Raw genomic sequence first — 21,176 nt, 5'->3', positions numbered from 1 at the left:
AAAAAACCTTATTTTTAAGTGCAATTATTGTTCTTTCGTTTAGTGTCCTATTATTTCATATGGACTCGATTCAGATTGTAGATAGAGAGATTTGGCTCTGGCTACATTCATTTATTCATGTGCTATTTTTAAAACATGCTGCTAGTCTAGGCTTTCTTGTGGGGCTTTATCTGCTATACAAGGCTCTCAAGAAGTAGTCGAGCTAACTAAGCTGATGAAAGTCTGCTGCACCGCTCTGCCATTTCTCCAAGGAAGGAGTTTCTATGCTAAAAGTAGTTGATGTCTGCAAGCGATACGGTGCCCACCAGGTCTTGTCCTATGTGTCCTTTGAGCTGCAAGCGGGGGACTTGGTGGCTCTTGTGGGTCCCAATGGTGTGGGGAAATCCACCCTCCTGAATATCATCAGCAACACAGAAACCGCTGACCGTGGGTCGGTAACCATCAATGGTCGGCCCAATAGTGACCGAGCGATTTTTCAGGACATGTCTGTTATGTTGGATGCCCAAGCCCTTTATCCACAGTTGACGGGTTATGACCATCTGACCTATGTGGCTGCGACCCACAAGCTGGGGAAAAAGGAAGTGGATGCGTTGGTAGAAGAATTGGGGATGGGCTACTATGTCAAAAAGCGGGTAGCTGGCTACTCCATGGGTATGAAGCAGAAGCTGCTCTTTGCCATGGCTGTCCTTCCCAAGCCCAAGCTCTTGTTGCTGGATGAACCCCATATCGGCTTGGACCCGACCAATATCATCCAGCAGCGGGAATTTCTTATGAATTTACAGGCAGAAGGTGTTGCCATTTTGCTTTCTTCCCACCATCTGTCAGAGATTGAGAAGCTGACCAATCAGGTTTATTTTCTCAAGGCCAGCAAGTTGATTGCCACAGAAGTGGAGTTGACGGCGGATTATGATTACCATCTGGCTGTGGAAAACTCCAAGCAGGTTCAGGAGTTTTTACGGGATTATCCTCAACTCTTGTGGAAAAAGGCAGAGCAAGGTCTGGTGGAAATCTTCTTACCCGAGCGAGATTTACTGGATTGTTTGGATTGTATTCCGATCCAGCAGGTGGCTGGCCTTACAAAAGCCAGTGACTATATGGAATCTCTTTACCGTGATCTCTATGTGGAAGAAGGTGGTGAGGGGACATGAGGCTGCACTTTGAAATTAAGAAAATTCTCTGGTCGCCTCTCTACTGCCTGCTTTTGCTGGGTTTTCTAGGTCTGGCCTACCTTCCCATCTCACAAAGGCAAGCCCATCAAGCGGCCTATGTGGAAACCTATAAAGAAGAACTGAGTGAATTGGCTAGTGTCTTGGCAGATATAAAAATTGAGGAGGGGTCAGAAGAAGCACCACGGATGGTGGGCTTGAAATCCGATATTGAAAGTGTCAGTCAGGCCTTGGATGAGGGGAAGTTTGAAGCTATCCCCAACTACCGCAAACTCATGTATCAGGACCTAGATTATTTTATCGGTCAGTATCGGAAAAACTTTCAAACTCGGAATTCCTTGACGCAAACGGAAGTCGAACGTTTGGCCAGATGGAATGACTGGTTACTTGAACATCAATTAGCAGATGGTCCTGAAAACCAAGCTTGGTCAACAGGGCGTATTGTTCAAGCCTACTTAGAAAGTTTGTTTGGTTTTCTTCCTGTATTTTTGGTGCTTGGTTTTCTACTTGCCAATCAGTTATCGGAAAAGACACTGGCTCATCAAGTTTGGCAGTTGCGGCAATGGGATAGTCTGAGTTTGCAGGGGATGAGGCGTTTGGTTGCTTCCTTGTTTTCGCTTTTGCTGGTTGTGGGGATAGGCTTGCTCTTTATCCTGGTCTATGATGGGCTGACAGGTCAGTTGGCTTTATCTAGTTTTCAAGCTCCTCTTGAGATGTTGGGTCAGAGTCAGTTGATCAGCTCTTGGCTTTACGGGCTTATTTTGCTTGGTTTTTGGTTGGTATTGCTTCTTGCTGTTCGCCTGCTATTTGGATTTTTGGACCACTTGTTAGCCAGTCGGCTGATTTTTGTAGTGACGGGGTTACTATTGGCTCTGGGGCTTTCCTATCAGGCGGGTGCAGTAGCCGGTTGGTCAGGTCAAGTATTTCCCTTACTGGCCTTTCCTAGTTTTTTAGACACAGGCGTATTTTCACAGGTCTTTGTAGCGGTGGATGTCTTTCTCCTGCTGACCATTGGGCTTTTCGTTGCCTATTATGTGCTGACAGAAAAGAAAAGGCTGGTCCTGACCGTGGGGCATCAGAAGGAGTTAGACACAGGTCCTTTAGACAAGGCTTGGTCTTTTGATGTTCTCATCCTTAGTCGGCTCAAGACTTGGAAAGGGCTCGTCTTAGTAAACTTGCTCCTAGCTCTGCTATTTTCCCTAGTAACAGGCCTACAAAAGCAAGAGGTTGCCCAGGAGGAGAGGGTTTCGATGGAGTTGGTTGCCCAGTCCTATGAGCAAGACGGGGCCTATGTGGAGAGTTTGCAGTCGGAAATCAACCGTCTGAGGCAGTTGGTCAAGGAGGACGCGAGCTATCAGGAAGAGTTGGAGCGAAGAGTTGAGCTTTTACAGGAATATTATATCTATAAGGACCTCTATGTCAAGCAATGGCAGGTTTATCAGGAAAAACCTCAGGCCCTGCCGGCTAGTCACCTTGCTATGCTGGAGGCAGAGCAGGTCTATCTATGGGCTAGAGAGGAGAAGGCTTTTGCCAATGGTGATATTGGGGCCAGCCAGACGGTGGATAATCTTCGCCGTTACCAGACCCGCAATCAGGTCAGTCAGTATTACTGGCAGCAGCTGATGGAGGCTGGTGTGCCTGCAACTAAGCGGGGCAAGGATGTCATTTTGCCCAGCTTGGAAAATCGTTTTGATACCAATGATGCCTTGGTTCCGGTAGATGATCCCTCTTGGGACCGTTCCAGAGATTTGTCAGGTATCGGCAGTCTGCGCTCTCTCTTTGATGGTCCGGCCTATTTGGTGGTGCTATTGCTGGCGGTTTGGATTGGCAGTCGGGGCAAGGCGGTGGAGGTTGCAGGAAAAAACTGGCGTCTCTATCAGACCCAGCCTGTGGATTTGCGTCAGGTTCTATTTACCAAATGGTTGCTGGGACTGGGCCAGGCACTAGGTTTTACAATGCTCTTTCTAGCTAGTCTTTTCCTAGTCAATAGTCTGGTCGGAGGAATCGGTTATCTGGAAGATGGCCTTATCTTGCTTTCGCATTCGGAGAGGGGGATTTTTCTGGAACTCCTGAGGGGACAAGAACTCTGGGCTTGGTTCCTGCCCAATGCTCCTTATCTCTTGTGGATGGTGCTTAGCTTGCTTGTCTTGGAAATTGGATTGGTTAGTCTCAATCATCTTTTGCAAGTTCGATTTTCCAATCGTTTGGTCGTTTTTATCCTGTTAATTGGATTGCTGGCTCTGCTGGACTACCTCCTCTTGCAAGACCTGATTTTGGATGGGCAGGAAATTTTTAGGCAGTTAGCTCTGCTATTTTCATAAAAAAAGAAAAAACTGGCTGAAAATTTTTCAGTCAGTTTCTTATGTTTATTCAATTACCAACATGCCTTCTTTAACAGCCAGTGGGTGTTCTGGGTCGATGCGGTCGTAGAACATGACACCGTTGAGGTGGTCGATTTCGTGTTGGACCACGATGGCATTAAAGCCTTTGAGTTTGATACGGTGTGTTTCTCCATTTTTGTCCATGTAGTCAACAGTCACGCGCGCGTGGCGGACTACGTAGCCTTGGACTTCGCGGTCAACAGATAGGCAACCCTCGCCCCCTTCCATAGCCGCTTCTTGGACAGAATGTGCCACGATTTTAGGGTTGTACATGACCTCTTGGAGGGAGTAGGCTTGGGCAGGTGGATTGCCTTCCTCATCTTCTGGATTTGGGACCAAGACAGCAATGATGCGTTTGGAAACATCAATCTGAGGCGCTGCTAGACCAACTCCGCCACGGAGTTTCATTTTCTCCGCCATGACTGGATCCTGCGAATGTTTGAGAAATTGCAACATTTTTTCGCCTAAAATAATTTCTTGATCAGATAGGGGAAATACAACTTCTTCAGCGACCTGGCGTAGGGTTGGATGCCCTTCACGGATGATGTCATCCATGTCAATCAAATGGGCAGCTTTTGTCAATCGTTCAATAACAGACATAATTCTCTCCTTTGGGTATTGATAGATTAAGTATAGCATGAAATCTAGGAGAATAAAAGTCTCAGTCACCTATCTATTCTGTCTCAAATCTGCTATACTAGTAAAAGACGAACGTTGAAAGGGAGAAAAATGAAAAGAATTTTAGAAAAAGCCAGTTTGCTGGCCCTGTCCACCATGCTGGTTTCGACATTTGCTGTCTCGCCAGCTATTCCACAGATGATTGAGCATTTTGCCCAGCAGGGAATTGCAGCGGCCCAGGTGGAAAACTTAATTACGGTGACCTCTTTTGCTATTATGGTTACTCTATTGGCAAACGGTCTAGTTGTCCGTTTCTTGTCTGAACGAAACATTATCATTGCAGGGCTTTTGCTTATGGCCATCGGTGGAGCTTTGCCCATGTTTCTAACTGCTTATCCTCTGATTTTATTGGCTCGTATCTTGCTTGGTTTGGGGATTGGCCTAATCAATGCGCGTGCTATTAATATCATCGGTAATTTTTTCACTGGTCAGGAGCGGGTGCAGATGATGGGCTTGCGTGGTTCAGCAGAGGTTTTGGGAAGCGCAGGGCTTACCCTCCTTGTCGGTTGGTTGACCCAGTTTGGTTGGCAACCTGCCTTCTTGGTCTACCTTTTTGCCTTGGTTATATTGGCTCTCTTCCTCCTCTTTGTTCCCAAGGAGGAATTGCTGGCTCGCATGGAGGTGAAGGTTGAGGAGAACGCGCCCAAGGTCAAACTGGATAAGACCATGTGGATGATGGGCATTTATCTGGCATTCTTAGCCTTCTTTGTTATCAATGTCAATACCTTCCTGACCATTCGTATTCCTCAGATTGTTTTGGCAAAGGGTATCGGTACTGCTCAGCAAGCCAGTCTCATTCTCAGTCTTATGCAGGTTATGGGGATTGTGGCAGGGACGGTCTTTAGTAGCCTGGTTGGTCGTTTGAAGGGTTGGCTTTTAGCGGTTTCCTACGTGGTCTTTGGACTCGCGGTTGTCGGCATTGCCTTTGCGGATAATCTCTGGGTGCTGGGACTTGGTGGTATGGTGTCAGGATTTTTCTACAGCATCATTCTAACCATTGTCTTTAGTCAGGTAACAGACCGTGCACCCAAGGCCTTGCTCAATGCGGTCATGACCATCGTCCTTATGGGTTGCAATATCGGTGGTGCCACATCTGCTATCTTGCCGACTTATCTGGAAAAACTCAACCCAACCCCAACAGGAGCCTTTGGTATCTACGCCATCGGCTGTGCCTTGATAAGCGCAGGCTTGATTTATAAACAACTGAAGAAATAGGAGCGGATTTCCGCTCCTTTTTGGTATAATATTCCTATGTTAGAAAACAACCGCTTAAATGAATTAATACTTCGCTTTCCCGAGGATGCTCAGTTGATTTTTAAAGACATGATTCCCTCTTATCAGTTGGGCTATGTGGATTATGTCTATCAGACAGATCATTACGCCACCCAAAACCGTCGGATTAAAAATTTGGCAAAAAATTTTCGGCGGATGGATTATTTTTACATCATGCCCCTGCCCCAGGATCTGGCATTGGAAATTGCTAACCATTGGCGCTATCAACCACCTTTGGATGCCTATACGATTAGTGCAAACCCCAAGATTTATGCTGAGATGATTTCACCAGAGGCGCGTGGGGGCCGCTTTTTTGCAGTCATCCGCAATGCTGCCCTCATGGGCTATTTCTGTATTGACCAAGATGGCGAGACAGTTGACATTCGTTTGGGCATGAAACCTTCTTTGACAGGTCAAGGAAATGGCAGAGCTTTCTATCAGACTATTGAAGACTATTTAGTAGAGCATGTTCAGCCAGCTAGTATCAAACTGACAGTTGCTAGCTCTCATCAAGTTGCCCAAAAACTCTTTCATGCTCTTGGTTTTACAGAAATAGAAAAGCAAGCAGAATATATCAAAATGGAAAAGAAAGTCGTATGCGATTAGATAAATTTTTAGTGGATTGTGGTGTTGGCAGTCGGACAGAAGTCAAGAAACTCCTGAAAAACAAGCAAGTCACAGTCAACGGCCAAGTAGAAACCTCCCCAAAACAGCAGATTAATGAAAAGTCAGATCAGATTGCAGTAGCAGGCCAGGTCTTGAGTCATGAAACCTTTGTTTACTATCTGTTAAACAAGCCCAAGGGTGTGATTTCAGCCACCGAGGATGACCGTCATCGGACTGTCTTGGACCTGCTAGATGATACAGCTCGCCATAAGGAAGTTTTTCCTGTTGGACGCTTGGACATTGATACCCATGGCTTGCTCCTCTTGACCAACAACGGTCAGCTGGCTCATGCTATGCTTTCTCCGAAAAAACATGTTGATAAACTCTACCGTGCACAGGTTGACGGGATCATGACCCAAGAGGATGTCGAACGATTTGCGGCAGGAATTGAGCTGAAAGACTTTACCTGTCAACCAGCTCAGTTGACCATCCTCTCTACAGATGAAGCTAAGCAGACCTCGCTCGTTGACATCACCATCCGAGAAGGGAAATTTCACCAGGTCAAACGCATGGTGCAGGCCTGTGGAAAGACGGTGACAGACTTGCAACGATTGACCATGGGGCCTCTTCGCTTATATCCCAAATTAGCGCTTGGAGAATACCGCAGGTTAACAGAAGCAGAATTGATTAGTCTGGAAGTCTTTGGTGTGGAATTATAGATAATATAGAAGAGACTTGCTCCCGATTGGAAGCAAGTCCTTTTAAATATCCGCAGCTGCAAAAACAACCTGTCCATCTTGGAATTTTTCAATACGAGCGAGAGAAGTAACAGGGACACCTGCATCCAGTAAGAGCTGGCGACCATCTTGGAAGGACTTTTCGATGATGATACCAACCCCAGCCACTTGCGCCCCAGCCTGTTGGATAATATCAATCAAGCCTTTTGCTGCTTGTCCATTGGCCAAAAAGTCATCAACGATTAGAACACGGTCCTCAGGCGACAAAAACTTACTAGCGATAGAGACGGTGCTGGTGACTTGCTTGGTAAATGAATAGACTTCGGCGGTCAAAATGCCTTCGGTCATAGTAATATTTTTATGCTTTTTAGCAAAAATCATTGGCACATCTAGGCTTTCTGCAACATAGACGGCTGGTGCAATACCCGAGGCTTCGATTGTGACAACCTTGGTAATTTCTTTAGAGCGATAGGCATCTGCCAAGACCTGCCCCATTTCTTTCATCAATCGAAAATCAACCTGATGGGTCAAGAATGAGTCAACTTTTAAGATGTTTTCTCCTAATACCTGACCATCTTTTAAAATGCGTTCTTCCAAAGCTTTCATGTTTATCTTCTCCTCCAAATGCTACTTTTGTGTATTATAGCATTTTTTTGATAAAATCAAAACAATAAACGAATTCTCGGGTTGAAATATTGTATATATTGACAAAATCAGTCAAAAAACACGAACGTTTTGTGCTATTTATAACAAAATGTATTGAAAATGGTTGTGTTTTCTGATAGACTAATAGCATTATTTAGGAATAAAGAAGGAGAACTCATGTCTCAGAAAACAACAAATGAACATTCATCAGAAATGCTCTATGGAATTGATGAACAACCACCAAAAGGGATGGCAGTTTTGCTTGCTTTTCAGCATATTTTAGCAGCTTTTGCAGGAATCATCGCAGTGCCTCTTGTCGTTGCAAGTGCCTTGGGATTATCGGTAGAAGATACTTCTATTATGGTATCAGCCTCTATCTTTGTTGCTGGTATTGCCACCATTTTGCAATCTAAAGGTGTTGGCCCAGTAGGTTCACGTGTCTCTGGTATGATGGGGACGGACTTTACCTTTGCCAATCCAGCTATCAGTGTTGGTAGTCAGTTGGGAATTGCTGGTATCGTGGGTGCAACCATTGCTGGTTCATTTGTTGAGATTGCTCTCAGTCGTTTTGTAAAACCCTTGATGCGCTTCTTTCCGCCATTGATTACAGGGACTGTTGTATCCCTCATCGGTATTACCCTCATGCCAGTAAGTATGGACTGGGCAGCTGGTGGAGCTGGCGCTTCAGACTATGCTTCTGTTGAAAATATCAGTATTGCCTTTATCGTCTTGGTTTTCACTTTGGCTTTAAATCATTATGGTAAAGGAATGCTGAAAACAGCCTCTGTCTTCTTTGGGATGGTTTTTGGTTACATCTTGTGTATTTTTCTTGGGAAAGTTGATTTATCGGCTGTTGGAGAAGCGGCCTGGTTTGCTCTTCCTAAAATTTTCCATTATGGTGTAAAATTTGACCTATCTTCTATTCTAGCCTTCATTCCAGCCTATGTCGTATCCTTGATCGGTACAGTCGGAATTATGATGGCCATTGGAGAAGCTTCTAACCAGAAGATTTCTTCTGAGCGGGCAGCAAATGGTGTTCTGGCAGACGGAGTTGGTTCCTTGATTGCAGGTGTTTTTGGGGCTGGTCCAAATACAGCCTTCTCACAAAATGTTGGTCTCATTACCTTAACAAAAGTTGCTAGTCGTCATGTCATGATTTTAGCAGGTATTATCTTAACCCTACTTGGTGTCTTTCCAAAATTATCTGCCTTGATTTCCATCATGCCTCAGCCTGTTCTTGGTGGTGTTGGGATTATCATGTTCGGTTTGGTTGCAGCCCAAGGGATTAAGACTCTTGCAATGGTTAAAATTGGGGATCGTGAGCTCTTGATTATTTCCATTGCCTTTGCGCTTGGGATTGGAGTGACCGTTCGTCCAGAATTATTGAGTCATCTTCCATCAGCTCTTCAAATGGTCTTCTCATCAGGTATTTCAACAGGGACCTTGGCAGCACTTGTCTTGAATCTTGTCTTGAAGGAAAAATAAAGTAGTTTGTTAGAATGAAATCAGTTTGTTAAAAGAGGCTGAGCTCAAGTCTTAAAAATAGAAAACAGCTTAGAATTACTGGGAAGCAGATAGTCAAAAATATTGACTATCCTTCTTTTTCTGTTATAATAGTAAAAAGATTTGACTAATTAAAAAAAGAGGGGGGATGCCTATGAAGGCTGTTGTAGTTTCAAAAGCAGGTGGTCCAGAGGTTTTGGAAGTAAAAGAAGTTGCCAAACCGCAGGTTAAAACAGGCTGGTCTTTGGTGAACATTAAGGGCTTTGGCATCAACCATTCGGAGATTTTTACCAGACAGGGCCTGTCACCATGTGTAGTATTTCCACGCATTTTAGGGATTGAGTTGGTCGGCGTCATTGGGGAAACGACGGAGCCAGACAGGTTACCAGTCGGGCAAAAGGTTGTATCTATCATGGGCGAGCTGGGTCGAGCCTTTGACGGTGGTTACGCAGAGTACGCCCTGGTGCCTAATCAAATCCTCTACCCTGTCCAGACCGATTTGGGTTGGGCGGAGCTAGCTAGCGTCCCTGAAACCTACTACACTGCCTACGGTTCCATGAAAAATCTCAAGCTGGAAGCGTCAGATCGAATCTTGGTGCGTGCGGGGGCTAGCGGGGTTGGACAGGCCTTTGTCAAATTAGTGCGGAGCCAGTTTCCAGACCTACCTATCTACGCTTCTGTTCGCAAGGTAGAAAAGACCGATCAACTGTTGGCCTCTGGTTTCAGCCAAGTCATCCTCGAAAAAGAGGGGCGTTTGCAGACAGACTTGACTTTCAGCAAGATTCTTGAGTTAGTTGGGCCTGCTACTCTAGCGGATTCCCTGGCTCATCTGGAGGAGGGCGGCATTGTCTGCTCGACGGGGCAGTTGGGTGGCAAGTGGTATCTGGAGGACTTTGACCCCATTGAGCAGTTGCGGCAGAATGTCTATTTGACTACCTTTTATTCGGGCAATGTCAATCAGGACAAGTTGCAGGAGATGTTTGACTACCTAGCTCGTTATCAGGTGCCAGTTGGGCCTGAGAAGATTTTTAGTTTGGATAGCATACAGGAGGCTCACTGCTATTTAGAAGGGGTGGAGGCTTTTGGCAAGGTGATTGTGCTCAATAGGGAGGAAGATGATGACAGAACTGAGACAGCGGAGTAAGAACTTGGCCCGTATCTTTGACCAGCAGGTCGGGCTCTATGAGGGTTATGCAAGGCGACAGTGGCTAAACGGCAAGTGCCTATCGATCCTTATGTGGCTTTATTATAATCCCGGAGGTATGACACAGAATTGGATCAGTAAGAAGACTTACTCTAGTAAGCAGGTGGTCAATGCCACCATTAAGAAATTTCTTGATAAGGGCTATGTCTTTTTTGAGGAAAATCCTGCAGATAAACGACATAAGAAGGTCAAGCTGACTGAGGAAGGCCGTGTCTATGCCAGTCGGATTTTGGACCCCTTAGAAGAGGCAGAAAAAACAGCCCTGTCCCAGTTCAGCTTGCAAGAACAGGAGCAGTTACTGGACCTCTTTGGACGCTATGGGCAGGCCTTGACAGAAATCATAGGAGGAGAAACCAATGATTGAGTACCAAAATGTGTCCTTGACCTATCAGGTCAACGGACCAATCTTGAAAAATTTGACCTTTGATATCCAAGAGGGAGAATTCTTTGTCCTGATTGGACCAAGCGGTAGCGGAAAAACAACCACGCTGAAACTGATCAACCGTTTGATTGAGCAGACAGACGGAGATATTCGGATTCAGGGCAAGCGGCTGAAAGACTTTGACTTGCGTGAGTTACGCTTGGAAACTGGCTACGTCCTGCAACAGATTGCTTTATTTCCAAATATGACAGTGGCTGAAAATATTGCTCTTATTCCTGAGATGAAGGGCCTGAACAAGGAAGAAACCTTGAAAAAATCCAGACAACTCTTGACCAAGGTAGGTCTGGAGCCGGACAGCTATTTGGACCGTTTGCCCAAGGACTTGTCTGGCGGAGAAAAGCAACGGATTGGGATTTTGCGAGCGATCATTGCCAATCCCAAGGTCTTGCTGATGGATGAGCCTTTCTCAGCCCTAGACCCTATTAGTAAAGGGCAGTTGCAGGACTTAATCAAAGACTTGCATGAAGAGTTCAAGATGACGACGGTTTTCGTCACGCATGATATGGACGAGGCGGTTAAGTTGGCAGACCGTATTTGCTTGATGAAGGCAGGAGAAGTAGTCCAGCTGGGAACGCCCGATGAGCTTCGCAACCAGCCTGCTAATGACTTTGTTGTTGAATTTATGAAAAATCGGGGAGGTGCCTAATGGATCAGTTGATAACAACCTTTCTGGAACGCAAGGCGGACTGGCTGACAGCCCTCTTCGAGCACCTGCGGATTTCCCTTCTGGCCTTAATTATCGCTATTGCTCTTGCGGTGCCACTGGGCTTGGTCTTGTCTAACAAGAAAAAGCTGACCGAGTGGAGTTTGCAGGTGACAGGCGTTTTCCAGACCATTCCGTCCTTGGCACTGCTGGGACTTTTCATTCCCTTTATGGGTATTGGTACGCTCCCTGCGGTGGTGGCTCTGGTTATTTATGCTATTTTCCCCATTTTGCAGGGGACGTTGACCGGACTTTCAGAAATCGATCCCTCGCTGGAAGAGGCTGCGACAGCCTTTGGAATGACCAAGCTAGAAAAATTGCGTAAGTTTCAGTTGGCTCTGGCTATGCCTATTCTCATGTCTGGTATTCGGACGGCGTCCATTATGATTATTGGAACGGCAACGCTTGCTGCCTTGGTCGGTGCAGGTGGTTTGGGCTCCTTTATCCTCTTGGGAATTGACCGCAATGATTCGGCCCTGATTTTGATTGGAGCGGTGTCGTCGGCAGTCTTGGCTGTCCTCTTTGGCTCGGTCATCAAGTTCTTGCAGGACAAGAAGCCTCGCACCATTCTAGCCGCTCTCTTGGTGACACTTTTGGCAGTCGGAGCTAGCTATGTTCCGCTCAACCAGTCTTCATCGAAAAAGCTGGTCATCGCTGGGAAACTAGGGGCAGAGCCTGAAATCCTCATCAATATGTACAAGCTCTTGATTGAAGACCAGACGGATATCGAGGTGGAGCTGGAGCCAAACTTTGGCAAGACCAGCTTCCTCTATGAAGCCCTCAAGTCAGGCTCGATTGATATTTACCCTGAGTACACTGGTACCATTACGACCACTCTTTTGATTAGTCCACCGTCTGACCTGTCCAACAATCCTGAGGAGGTTTATACCTACGCAAAAGAAGTGATTTTGGAACAGGATGGCCTGGTTTACCTAGCACCGACGGATTTTCAAAATACCTATGCTGTGGCAGTGACGGAAGACTACGCTCAAGATCATGGTCTTGAAAAGATTTCGGATTTGGCAAAAGTGCAGCAGTCAGCTGTTGCAGGCTTCTCCTTGGAGTTTAACGACCGTGAGGACGGGAATGTCGGTCTGACCAATCTTTACGGGCTCAACCTCAATGTTAAAACCATGGAGCCTGCCCTTCGCTACGAAGCCATTAAAAATGGAGATGTGCAGCTAGTTGATGCCTACTCAACGGATAGCAAGATTGTTTCTTACAAGCTGAAAATCCTGGAAGACGACAAACAGCTTTTCCCACCTTATCAGGCCGCTCCGCTATTGACCAAAGAAACCTTGGACAAATATCCCAAGTTGGAGCAAGTCTTGGGGGCTTTGGCGGGCAAAATATCGACCAAGGAAATGACCAAGATGAACTATGCGGTCGATGTGGAAGGCAAGTCGGCAGAGCAAGTGGCGAGGGAATACTTGGAACAGGAAAATTTACTGAAATAGGAGAAAATCATGACTAATCAACTAGAAAATGCTAAAAATCTCTATCTCCGTGGCATTCGCGACGGGGAAATCAAGGAAGTCCATGAAAACTATATGGGAGCTACTTACACCCAGCATAGTACAGGTGTGCCGGATGAGAAAGAGGGCTTTGCGGCTTTCTTTGAGGACTTTTTCAAACGCAATCCCAAGCGGGAAATAAATATTGTGCGTGCCATTGAAGACGGAAATTTTGTCTTCGTCCATGTCCACCAGAAACTCAATGACGGTGAGGCTGAGTGGGTGACGGCGGACATTTTCCGTTCTGATGAAAACGGCCGTATCGTCGAGCATTGGGATGTCATCGATGCCTATCCAAAAACCATTGGCCAAACAGACCCGATTTATGCCGACTTTGAGTTGACAGACCTAGACAAGACTGAGGACAACAAGAAAATCGTCCGTCGTTTCTTGGTCGATGTCCTTCAAAATGGGGAAATCGACAAGTTTAACGACTATGTGGCGGCAGACCTGATTCAGCACAACCAAGAGATTGCCCAAGGCGGTGCGGCCTATAAGGACTATCTTGTCGAGAATCAAGTCACCTACGACTTTGTCTTCAAGGTGATGGGACAGGGCGACTATGTGGTGGCTTACTCGAAAGTCTGGATTGCAGGTCGGGACTACGCCCACTTTGACATCTACCGCCTCAAAGACGGCAAGATTGTGGAACACTGGGATAACAAGGAAGTCATGCCAGGGAAGAAAGACTTGACGAATCTAGGGAAGTTTTAAGAGGGAATGTCTCCTTCTTTTTTCTTGACTTGTTTGGTTTCTTGGTTGATAATAGAAAAAAAGATAGTGGAGTAGTTGCTCATGCTTAAATACCTTCGTGCTCTTCCCTTGATTGTGGTGGCAGGTGCAGTTGTTTATTTTTCGATTTTGATATGGATTGATAACGGGGATTGGACCTACATCATTGCCAGAGTATTTGGTATGACGGAGAAGCACGCTAACAATTTATCCCTAATCGCCATTGCCATTCAGTCCCTCTTTTTTACGTCCGACTGGTTTTATAGCCGTATTCGTGCTTTTCTCAATCGTCGGTTGGAACGCGCCAGGGGGCTCAATCGGCAGATTTATCTGGGCTATAAGGCTGGAGTTGAATTCCTGATGGCCCTGCCCAAACGGACCATCTTGTTTAGCTTTTACTTGCTCTTGACTATTTTGGAAAACCTAGGTGTGATTGATAGTGCCAAAGACTATGCGGTGGTCATTGTGTTTATTATTGCCGTGGACCGTGTGACCAAAATCTGGCCGGAGGAAAAGCGGAGGATGATTGAGTTTAGTCAGAAGATTAAGAAACGGATAAGAGATGCAGGTGATAGCTAAGTTTACTGCTCTGCCATTTCCCGAACAATGCTAAAAAAGTCTCGAAAAATCCTTGCCAAGATTAAGGGCTTGTGTTACAATACCAAAAGCGTAGGTTTTTAAACTCATCCCGTGAGGTGAGAAAGACAACAGGATCATTCATTAAGGGCCTATGACTATGTATATTTAGAAAGTCTGGGTCTTTTTGTGTACCCAGAATGGGAGATTTATGAGTACAAAAGCCAATCTTTTGTTTGATGTCCATGAGAAACCAGCCCCGCTTCAAGGGATTTTGTTGAGTTTCCAGCACGTGTTCGCTATGTTTGGTGCGACGATTTTGGTGCCGCTGATTCTCGGTATGCCAGTTTCGGTTGCCCTCTTCGCATCAGGTGTCGGGACCTTGATTTATCAAGTAGCGACCCAGTTTAAGGTGCCGGTTTACTTGGGTTCATCCTTTGCCTACATTTCTGCTATGGCACTTGCTATTAAAGAAATGGGTGGCGATGTGTCAGCTGCTCAGACAGGTATTCTCTTCGTTGGTTTGATTTACGTCTTAATCGCTGCACTTGTCAAAGTAATCGGGACTAAGTGGATTGATAGCCTCTTGCCACCGATTGTCATCGGTCCTATGATTATCGTGATTGGACTTGGTCTTGCCAACTCTGCTGTGACTTCGGCAGGCTTTGTCGCAGACGGTGACTGGAAAAACGTCGTTGTGGCGATCGCAACCTTCTTGATTGCGGCTTTTGTCAATACCAAAGGGAAAGGCTTCGCCAAGATTGTTCCTTTCTTGATTGCCATCATCGGTGGTTATGTGATTGCTATCTTCCTCGGGCTAGTTGACTTTACACCCGTTTTGGAAGCAGCTTGGTTTGAATTACCAGGTTTCTACCTACCATTTGAAACAGGTACTTTCAAATCCTACAATTTCTACTTCGGTCCAGAAATGATTGCCATCTTGCCAATCGCAGTGGTGACCATCGCAGAGCATATCGGAGACCACACGGTTCTAAGCCAAATCTGTGGCCGCCAGTTCCTGAAGGATCCTGGTCTCAGCCGTACCTTGATTGGTGACGGTGTGGCGACTGCCGTATCTGCCTTTATCGGCGGACCGGCCAACACCACCTACGGTGAGAACACAGGGGTTATCGGTATGACCCGCATTGCATCAGTATCCGTTATCCGCAACGCCGCCCTGATTGCCATTGCCTTCTCATTCCTAGGTAAATTTACAGCCCTTATCTCCACTATTCCAAGTGCTGTTCTTGGAGGCATGTCTATCTTGCTCTACGGCGTTATCGCTTCAAACGGCTTGAAAGTTTTGATTGAAAGCCGTGTTGATTTTGGTCAAGTCCGCAACCTGATTATTGCAAGCTCAATGCTGGTATTGGGTCTTGGTGGAGCAGTACTCAACATCGGAGCCATCACCCTCTCAGGAACAGCCCTCTCAGCCATTGTCGGCATCGTTCTCAACCTCATTTTGCCAAAGGCGGAAAAGTCAGAATAAGATAAAGTGAAAGTCAGCAAAAGCTGGCTTTTTTTGAAAATAGCAGAGCTACTCAGCTAGTTTTCAAATCAGTTGACAAAAAAGACAATCCTTGATAGAATAAATGAGGTCCAGAAGGACAAATCTAGCTTTTTCTTGGTTGCAGGTCGCCAACCTGTCACTCGGATTAGGCTCAAAAACAAAGGAGAACATATCATGGCAATCTCAAAAGAGAAAAAAAATGAAATCATGGCACAGTATGCTCGTCATGAAGGCGACACAGGTTCAGTTGAAGTTCAAGTAGCAGTACTTACTTGGGAAATCAACCACCTTAACGACCACATCAAACAACACAAAAAAGACCACGCAACTTACCGTGGTTTGATGAAAAAAATCGGTCGCCGTCGTAACTTGTTGGCATACCTACGCCGCACAGACGTAAACCGTTACCGTGAATTGATTCACTCACTCGGACTCCGTCGTTAAGATAGGATACAAAAGCCGTCAAAAACGACTGAAAAATAGGAAACTGCCATGTCTTCGGACATTGGCAGTTTTTCTTCTTCGCTAGGATTTTAGCTCGCTCCAACAGTCTGGGGATAGACTGTTGGAGGTTGGAGATGAAGCGAACGTAGTTCGTGTCAACAATTCAGAAAGAGCCTGTTTATCAGGCTTTTTTGTTTTTCTTTTTTCCGAGTTTTTAGGCTGTGTTAGACTGCTCAAGATACGGAGGTGTGAGAAGTACAGCGAAATTAGGAAATTTTTGTAACAAGTTTACTTGTCAAAAAAATTATCTATTTCGCATAGTTTCTAGCCGAAGTTCAATTCAGATAGAACCTGGTTTTAGGTTCTTCAGATTGAAGAAAAAGTCCATTTTGGACAATTATCTTCAATCTCTTTTCTTTATGTTGAAAATAAAAAATTCTCAGAAACGCCGAAATATCAATGTTTCTAAGAGTTTAACAACTTGCTATCTTTCGCAAACTTCTTCAATTTTTTATATTTTTAGGAGTTTGTCTACGTTCTGTAGAACCTGATTTCAGCTTCTTTTTTTGTTGTCCTGTTTTTATTTTTTTCGACTTTTTAGGCTGTGTTTTGCTTATTAAGATTTGGAGTTTAGAAATGAATCGAATGTGACTCGTATCATAGACAGTCGCTTCGATTGGCTTATGCTTTGAAATCTTCAAAGAAAAAGAACGTAAAAAAAGAAATAGCCGTCCATACTTTGCAAGTGGGGCTATTTCTTTTGGTAAATAAACTACGAGCCACCGTTTGTTTTAACAGTTATAGGTTGAGGTTGGATTCAAATCCAACCTCAACTCTACTTTTTCATTTCTAGGCTCAGACTGAGACAGTTGACTGGATTAGCTCCTTTTGTTCGGGTTAAAACAGTAACTACCCTGACTATTTTATCCAACCTTGTCTAAGGTGACAAATATCTGAGGTTCTGTTATTAGATCATAGGTAGCTTCAACGGAGGCATCTATAGGATTTACCCAGGCGATAACCTTGTATTGTTCATTTTCCAAAATAAATCCAGGTGTGATTCGCCCACCGAGTCCAGTCATGCCAGGAAGAAGTGCTGAAACTTGATTTTCAGCATTTCGTATGATGAAATGGTTGGGTTTATACTCGACAAGGTCAGAAATTTTAGCCGTAAAAGTCTGAACAAACTCGCTTGCACTTTCATCCTCGCTTTGACGGAAATCATTTGTAACAGTTATCGTTCCATCTGCAGAGACTTCCATATCAATGTGACGAGCTTGTTGGCTACTTCCTTGCCATTTTCCAACTAATTCATTAGGGATGCTTGTTGCTGGAAGGGTGAGCAGTTGGCTATGGGTTGTGGTGCTACTGACAATATTTTCTCTTTCATGAGTGCCTTGGTTTTCTTGGCTCTGTTGCGTTGTTTCTGTTGAAATGCTACTTGATGCTGTAGTTTCGGTTGAACTAGAAACGGTAGTTGAGCTAGTGCTGGTTTGTGTAGTACTTGATTGACTTGTAGAAGTGTTTGTCTGAATTTCTTGTTTTTTTGATGTGCAAGCAACCAATAGGCAGCTTGTTGCTAATAGGATTACAGTTTTCAAAGCAGAATTTTTCATTTTCATTACCTCCCAATATAGATAAAGTATAGCAGGAAATGAATGTATTGTCAATACGAATTTGTAATATTTGTAACGGTTTTGTAACAAAAGAAATAATTTTGTTATATAATTTTGAAGAATTCCTCAATATCTGCCTCTTGGATGCCAATCATGGGGTCGATGGTTAGTAGGTTGTCTACAGTCAAAATGTATTCTGTGGGTTGGGGACTTATTTTTTCTGGTTGGTCTTGATCAAGAAGGGAGAGTTGTTGGCTGTTTTCTTTGAATACTTTAACCTGTTCTTTTCTGTCTGGCTGTGTAGGTGGCTGGGTTTGCGTGGTTTCAGTTGTTTTGTTTTTGTCTTTTTCAGTCAAAGCTTCCTTATTGTCCTGCTCTGCCATTTCTCCTTGGAAACGTGGGACCAGATAGGTTTTTCGGAGGGTACCGGCGTTTTTGACGGCATAGTCAAAGGCGGAGATTTCGCCCAGGAGGATGAGCTTGCTCTTGGAGCGGGTGATGGCGGTGTAGACCAGATTGCGCTGGAGCATGCGGTGGCTGGTGCGGGTGATAGGAAGGATAACGACCTGGAACTCGCTGCCTTGGGACTTGTGGATGGACATGGCATAGGCCAGGGTAATCTTGTACCATTCATTGCGTGGATAGGTGACCTCGCTACCGTCGAAGTTGATGGAGATTTCATCCTGCTTGGAGTCGGTGTACTTGGCCGGTAGGAGGTCGGTGATGTAGCCCAAGTCGCCATTGAAGACATTGGCTTCGGCGTCGTTGACTAGATGAATGACCCGGTCGCCTTGGCGGAAGGCTTGCTCGTTATGGAGGAATTCTAACTCTCCCTCTTCCAGTGGATTGAGCAGGGCCTGGGTCATGGTGTTGAGTTGGTCAATACCTGCAGCACCCCGGTACATGGGAGCGAGGATTTGTACTTCGTTTGCAGGAATGCCCGACTTGATGGCTGCGCCGACAATGCGCTCAATCAGGGCTGGAATTTGTTCGTTTTGAGCTTCAAAATAGGAGCGGTCAGCCTTTTTCTCACGGAAATCGCTAGGCAGGGCTCCTTGACGAATCTGGCTGGCAAGTGTAACAATGGTCGAATCGTCTGATTGGCGATAGATACGTTCCAGAGTGATGCTGGGTAGCTTGTCAATCTTTAAGAGGTCAGCTAGGACTTGGCCGGGACTGACAGAAGGCAATTGCTCTGCATCGCCGACAATCAGAACTTGGGTTTGGGAGGAGATGTTTTGGAAGAGTTGATTTGCCAACCAAGTATCGACCATAGAAAATTCGTCTACGATGATGAAGTCAGCTTCGAGGTAATCATCTCGATAGGATTCTTCCTGTCCTTCGACAAGCCCCAGATGGCGGTGGATGGTGGCGGAAGGTAGACCTGTCAATTCGTTCATTCGTCTGGCTGCTCGTCCAGTTGGAGCTGCGAGTAGGACTGGGCATTCTTCTCGATTGCGAGTTAGGTCAATCTTATGCAAGATGGCATAGACTGCGATAATTCCGTTGATGACGGTTGTTTTTCCAGTCCCTGGTCCGCCTGTCAGAATGAAAAGCGGATTGGTAATGGCTTGGACGATGGCCTCTTTTTGAATGTCATCGTAGGTCAGGGAAGACATAGTTTCCAGCTCAGCTATAGCAGTCTCAACGTCTGCGCGTGGGAAGGGTTTAAAGCCATTTTTTCCCATCAGGCGAGTTAGGTTTGTATGAATTCCTTGCTCGGCAAAGTAGAGGCTGTTGTCGAAAATCTTGGTGCCTTCTTGCTGTACCTTGCCATCTTCTATCAGACCGGTCAATTCTTGAGCAACAGCAGCGGGGTCTAGCTCGGTATGGCGGGATTTTTCAAGCAGTTCGAGGGTAGCCTCTAATAAATCTCTAGCTTCGACATAGGTATCGCCTTTTTCCATAGAGCGATGAATGAGGCTAAAGAGCATACCAGCTCGGAAACGTTGGGGAGAGTCACTGGCAATGCCCAAATTTTCTGCGATTCTATCGGCAATAGTAAATCCAAGTCCCTGTACATCTTCGACTAGCTGATAGGGATTTTCCTCAATAATTTGAAGCGTTTTTTCCTTGTACTGGTCTTGGATTTGAAAGGCCAACTTGTTTGGAATGCCGTATTCAGCTAGTTTGGCCAGTATCAGCTCCGTTCCATAATTGAGGCGGAGTTTTTCGATAAAGGCCTGCCTATTTTTGCTGGATAGTCCAGAAATTTGGGTCAGTTTTTCAGGCTCGGCCAAAATCTTTTCAATAGTATCATCGCCATATAGCTCCACAATTTTCTCGGCTGTCTTACGACCAATTCCTTTGAAATGGTTGCTGGAAAAATACTTGACTAGCCCTGTGGAGGTTGGTTTGCTCCGTTCATAGCGTGTGATTTGCAGTTGCTGACCGTATTTGGGATGGGTGACTAAATTGCCATAAAATCGATAGTCTTCCCCTTCGATGACATCCGCAATAGTGCCTGTTATAATGATTTCGTAGTCTTCATAGTCTGCGTCTGTTTCCTCAATCTCAAGGAGCAGGATTTTATAAAAATTGCTAGGATTTTCAAAAATAATCCGGTCAATAGTCCCGGTAAAATAAACTTCGTTCATAGAGTATCATTCCTACAACTAGTGAAAAAAGAAGTTTGGAACAATGCTCCAAACTTGTTTGTGTTATACTCAATGAAAATCAAAAATAGCCTAGGAAACGAAGCCGATGATAGAACTCTGTTACTGTCTTGTTTCAAGGTAACAGGCTGAAAAGCTCCACCGGAGCTTTTCACTCATCAAGGCTCTTGACAACGGATAGTTTTGATTTTCGAAGAGTATTAATCGACAGTTCCAACACGGTTGACAGGCCAAAAGCGGAAGACAACTTCTCCCTTGATTTTATCCCGTGCGAATGTTCCTACGTTACGGCTATCTAGAGATACCAGGCGGTCATCACCTAAGAGATAATATTGTCCTTCTGGCACTGTGACGCTGAAATTAATAGAACGATTGGCATCTTGTGTAAAGGCTTGGGCCGCTTGTGCAACTGCTTGGAATTGCTTGTTGTATGCATACTCCTCTTGCAGTTTATCCTTTTGAAAGGCAGCGAGATATTCATCTAGGTAGGGTTCGTCAACTTCCTGATCATTGATATAGAGAACATCGTTTTCATAGCGAATGGTGTCGCCGGGCATGCCGACAACTCGTTTGACAATGAGCTTTTCTTTACCATCGCTATCTGTTTCGCTGGCCACGACAATATCAAAACGATCTATAGATGTTGTCTTGAACATAACCAATTTTTCTTGGTGTTGGAGAGTCGGATCCATAGAATGACCATCAACGGATACAGGGTCCCATAGAAAATATCGGCTGGCAAATATTGCTAGCATAAAGAGAATGAGGGGGCCCCATTCTGCAAGAAAGTTAGCAAAGCTTGAACGTTTTTTATTTCTGGTCATAAATTTTT

The 21,176-nt window shown here is 45.2% G+C and carries 19 protein-coding genes; 14 read left to right on the top strand and 5 right to left on the bottom strand.

Annotation, left to right across the window (positions count from 1 at the left end):
- Positions 1-263 precede the first annotated feature (263 nt).
- Both NF418_RS05335 and NF418_RS05330 read left to right on the top strand, forming a co-directional pair.
- Entirely contained in the window at positions 264-1,148 is an 885-nt protein-coding gene (locus NF418_RS05335; protein ID WP_256778739.1) for an ABC transporter ATP-binding protein, read from the top strand.
- Entirely contained in the window at positions 1,145-3,487 is a 2,343-nt protein-coding gene (locus tag NF418_RS05330) for a hypothetical protein (protein WP_256778738.1), read from the top strand. The genes NF418_RS05335 and NF418_RS05330 overlap by 4 nt, the downstream gene beginning before the upstream one ends.
- A 45-nt stretch (positions 3,488-3,532) precedes the next feature.
- Here the strand turns inward: NF418_RS05330 and def are convergent, their stop codons facing one another.
- A complete protein-coding gene (gene def, locus NF418_RS05325) occupies positions 3,533-4,147 on the bottom strand; it encodes a peptide deformylase (protein WP_256778737.1) in 615 nt (204 codons plus the stop codon).
- A 129-nt stretch (positions 4,148-4,276) separates the two neighbouring features.
- On the opposite strand from def, the gene NF418_RS05320 reads away from it, so the two are divergent.
- From NF418_RS05320 to NF418_RS05310, 3 genes are all read left to right on the top strand, one after another.
- On the top strand, positions 4,277-5,440 hold the full coding sequence (locus NF418_RS05320; RefSeq protein WP_009910852.1) for an MFS transporter: 1,164 nt from the start codon (positions 4,277-4,279) through the stop codon (positions 5,438-5,440).
- A 93-nt stretch (positions 5,441-5,533) separates the two neighbouring features.
- Positions 5,534-6,103 carry a GNAT family N-acetyltransferase gene (locus NF418_RS05315; RefSeq protein ID WP_256778736.1) on the top strand — a complete coding sequence of 190 codons (570 nt, stop codon included), beginning with the start codon at positions 5,534-5,536 and terminating at the stop codon, positions 6,101-6,103.
- Entirely contained in the window at positions 6,094-6,822 is a 729-nt protein-coding gene (locus NF418_RS05310; protein ID WP_256778735.1) for a pseudouridine synthase, read from the top strand. Before NF418_RS05315 ends, NF418_RS05310 begins: the two co-directional genes overlap by 10 nt.
- Positions 6,823-6,864: 42 nt before the next feature.
- Here NF418_RS05310 and NF418_RS05305 read toward each other — a convergent pair whose 3' ends face one another.
- The gene (locus NF418_RS05305; protein WP_172062165.1) at positions 6,865-7,446 is read right to left on the bottom strand and encodes a xanthine phosphoribosyltransferase; all 582 of its coding nucleotides are present in this window, start codon (positions 7,444-7,446) and stop codon (positions 6,865-6,867) included.
- Positions 7,447-7,662: 216 nt separating this feature from the next.
- Between NF418_RS05305 and NF418_RS05300 the strand changes: the two genes are divergently transcribed.
- From NF418_RS05300 to rpsO, 9 genes are all read left to right on the top strand, one after another.
- Complete coding sequence (locus tag NF418_RS05300) at positions 7,663-8,970, top strand: nucleobase:cation symporter-2 family protein (protein ID WP_256778734.1); 1,308 nt, start codon at positions 7,663-7,665, stop codon at positions 8,968-8,970.
- A gap of 172 nt (positions 8,971-9,142) precedes the next feature.
- Positions 9,143-10,132 carry a zinc-binding dehydrogenase gene (locus tag NF418_RS05295; RefSeq protein WP_256778733.1) on the top strand — a complete coding sequence of 330 codons (990 nt, stop codon included), beginning with the start codon at positions 9,143-9,145 and terminating at the stop codon, positions 10,130-10,132.
- Positions 10,107-10,556, top strand: coding sequence for a MarR family winged helix-turn-helix transcriptional regulator (locus NF418_RS05290; protein ID WP_256778732.1), 450 nt, complete (start codon positions 10,107-10,109; stop codon positions 10,554-10,556). Before NF418_RS05295 ends, NF418_RS05290 begins: the two co-directional genes overlap by 26 nt.
- Positions 10,549-11,280, top strand: coding sequence for an ABC transporter ATP-binding protein (locus NF418_RS05285; RefSeq protein ID WP_256778731.1), 732 nt, complete (start codon positions 10,549-10,551; stop codon positions 11,278-11,280). Before NF418_RS05290 ends, NF418_RS05285 begins: the two co-directional genes overlap by 8 nt.
- On the top strand, positions 11,280-12,794 hold the full coding sequence (locus NF418_RS05280; RefSeq protein ID WP_256778730.1) for an ABC transporter permease/substrate-binding protein: 1,515 nt from the start codon (positions 11,280-11,282) through the stop codon (positions 12,792-12,794). Before NF418_RS05285 ends, NF418_RS05280 begins: the two co-directional genes overlap by 1 nt.
- A gap of 9 nt (positions 12,795-12,803) precedes the next feature.
- On the top strand, positions 12,804-13,565 hold the full coding sequence (locus NF418_RS05275; protein ID WP_256778729.1) for a nuclear transport factor 2 family protein: 762 nt from the start codon (positions 12,804-12,806) through the stop codon (positions 13,563-13,565).
- Between the two features lie 81 nt (positions 13,566-13,646).
- A complete protein-coding gene (locus tag NF418_RS05270) occupies positions 13,647-14,162 on the top strand; it encodes a hypothetical protein (protein WP_256778728.1) in 516 nt (171 codons plus the stop codon).
- Between the two features lie 208 nt (positions 14,163-14,370).
- Complete coding sequence (locus NF418_RS05265; protein ID WP_256778727.1) at positions 14,371-15,648, top strand: uracil-xanthine permease family protein; 1,278 nt, start codon at positions 14,371-14,373, stop codon at positions 15,646-15,648.
- A 195-nt stretch (positions 15,649-15,843) separates the two neighbouring features.
- The gene (gene rpsO / locus NF418_RS05260; RefSeq protein WP_002938849.1) at positions 15,844-16,113 is read left to right on the top strand and encodes a 30S ribosomal protein S15; all 270 of its coding nucleotides are present in this window, start codon (positions 15,844-15,846) and stop codon (positions 16,111-16,113) included.
- Between the two features lie 923 nt (positions 16,114-17,036).
- Here rpsO and NF418_RS05255 read toward each other — a convergent pair.
- The 3 genes from NF418_RS05255 to lepB all read right to left on the bottom strand — a co-directional run bounded on the left by NF418_RS05255 (position 17,037) and on the right by lepB (position 21,168).
- Positions 17,037-17,735: a hypothetical protein gene (locus NF418_RS05255; protein ID WP_256778726.1), complete on the bottom strand. Its 699-nt coding sequence runs from the start codon at positions 17,733-17,735 to the stop codon at positions 17,037-17,039.
- 98 nt (positions 17,736-17,833) lie between these two features.
- Entirely contained in the window at positions 17,834-20,326 is a 2,493-nt protein-coding gene (recD2, locus tag NF418_RS05250) for an SF1B family DNA helicase RecD2 (protein ID WP_256778725.1), read from the bottom strand.
- 218 nt (positions 20,327-20,544) lie between these two features.
- Complete coding sequence (gene lepB, locus NF418_RS05245) at positions 20,545-21,168, bottom strand: signal peptidase I (protein WP_256778724.1); 624 nt, start codon at positions 21,166-21,168, stop codon at positions 20,545-20,547.
- Positions 21,169-21,176 lie beyond the last annotated feature (8 nt).

It is taken from the genome of Streptococcus suis, assembly GCF_024509555.1.
In the GTDB taxonomy this organism is placed as follows: domain Bacteria; phylum Bacillota; class Bacilli; order Lactobacillales; family Streptococcaceae; genus Streptococcus; species Streptococcus suis_AD.
The sequence above is the reverse complement of the archived record's forward strand: the minus strand, read 5'-3'. Positions and strand labels throughout refer to the sequence as shown.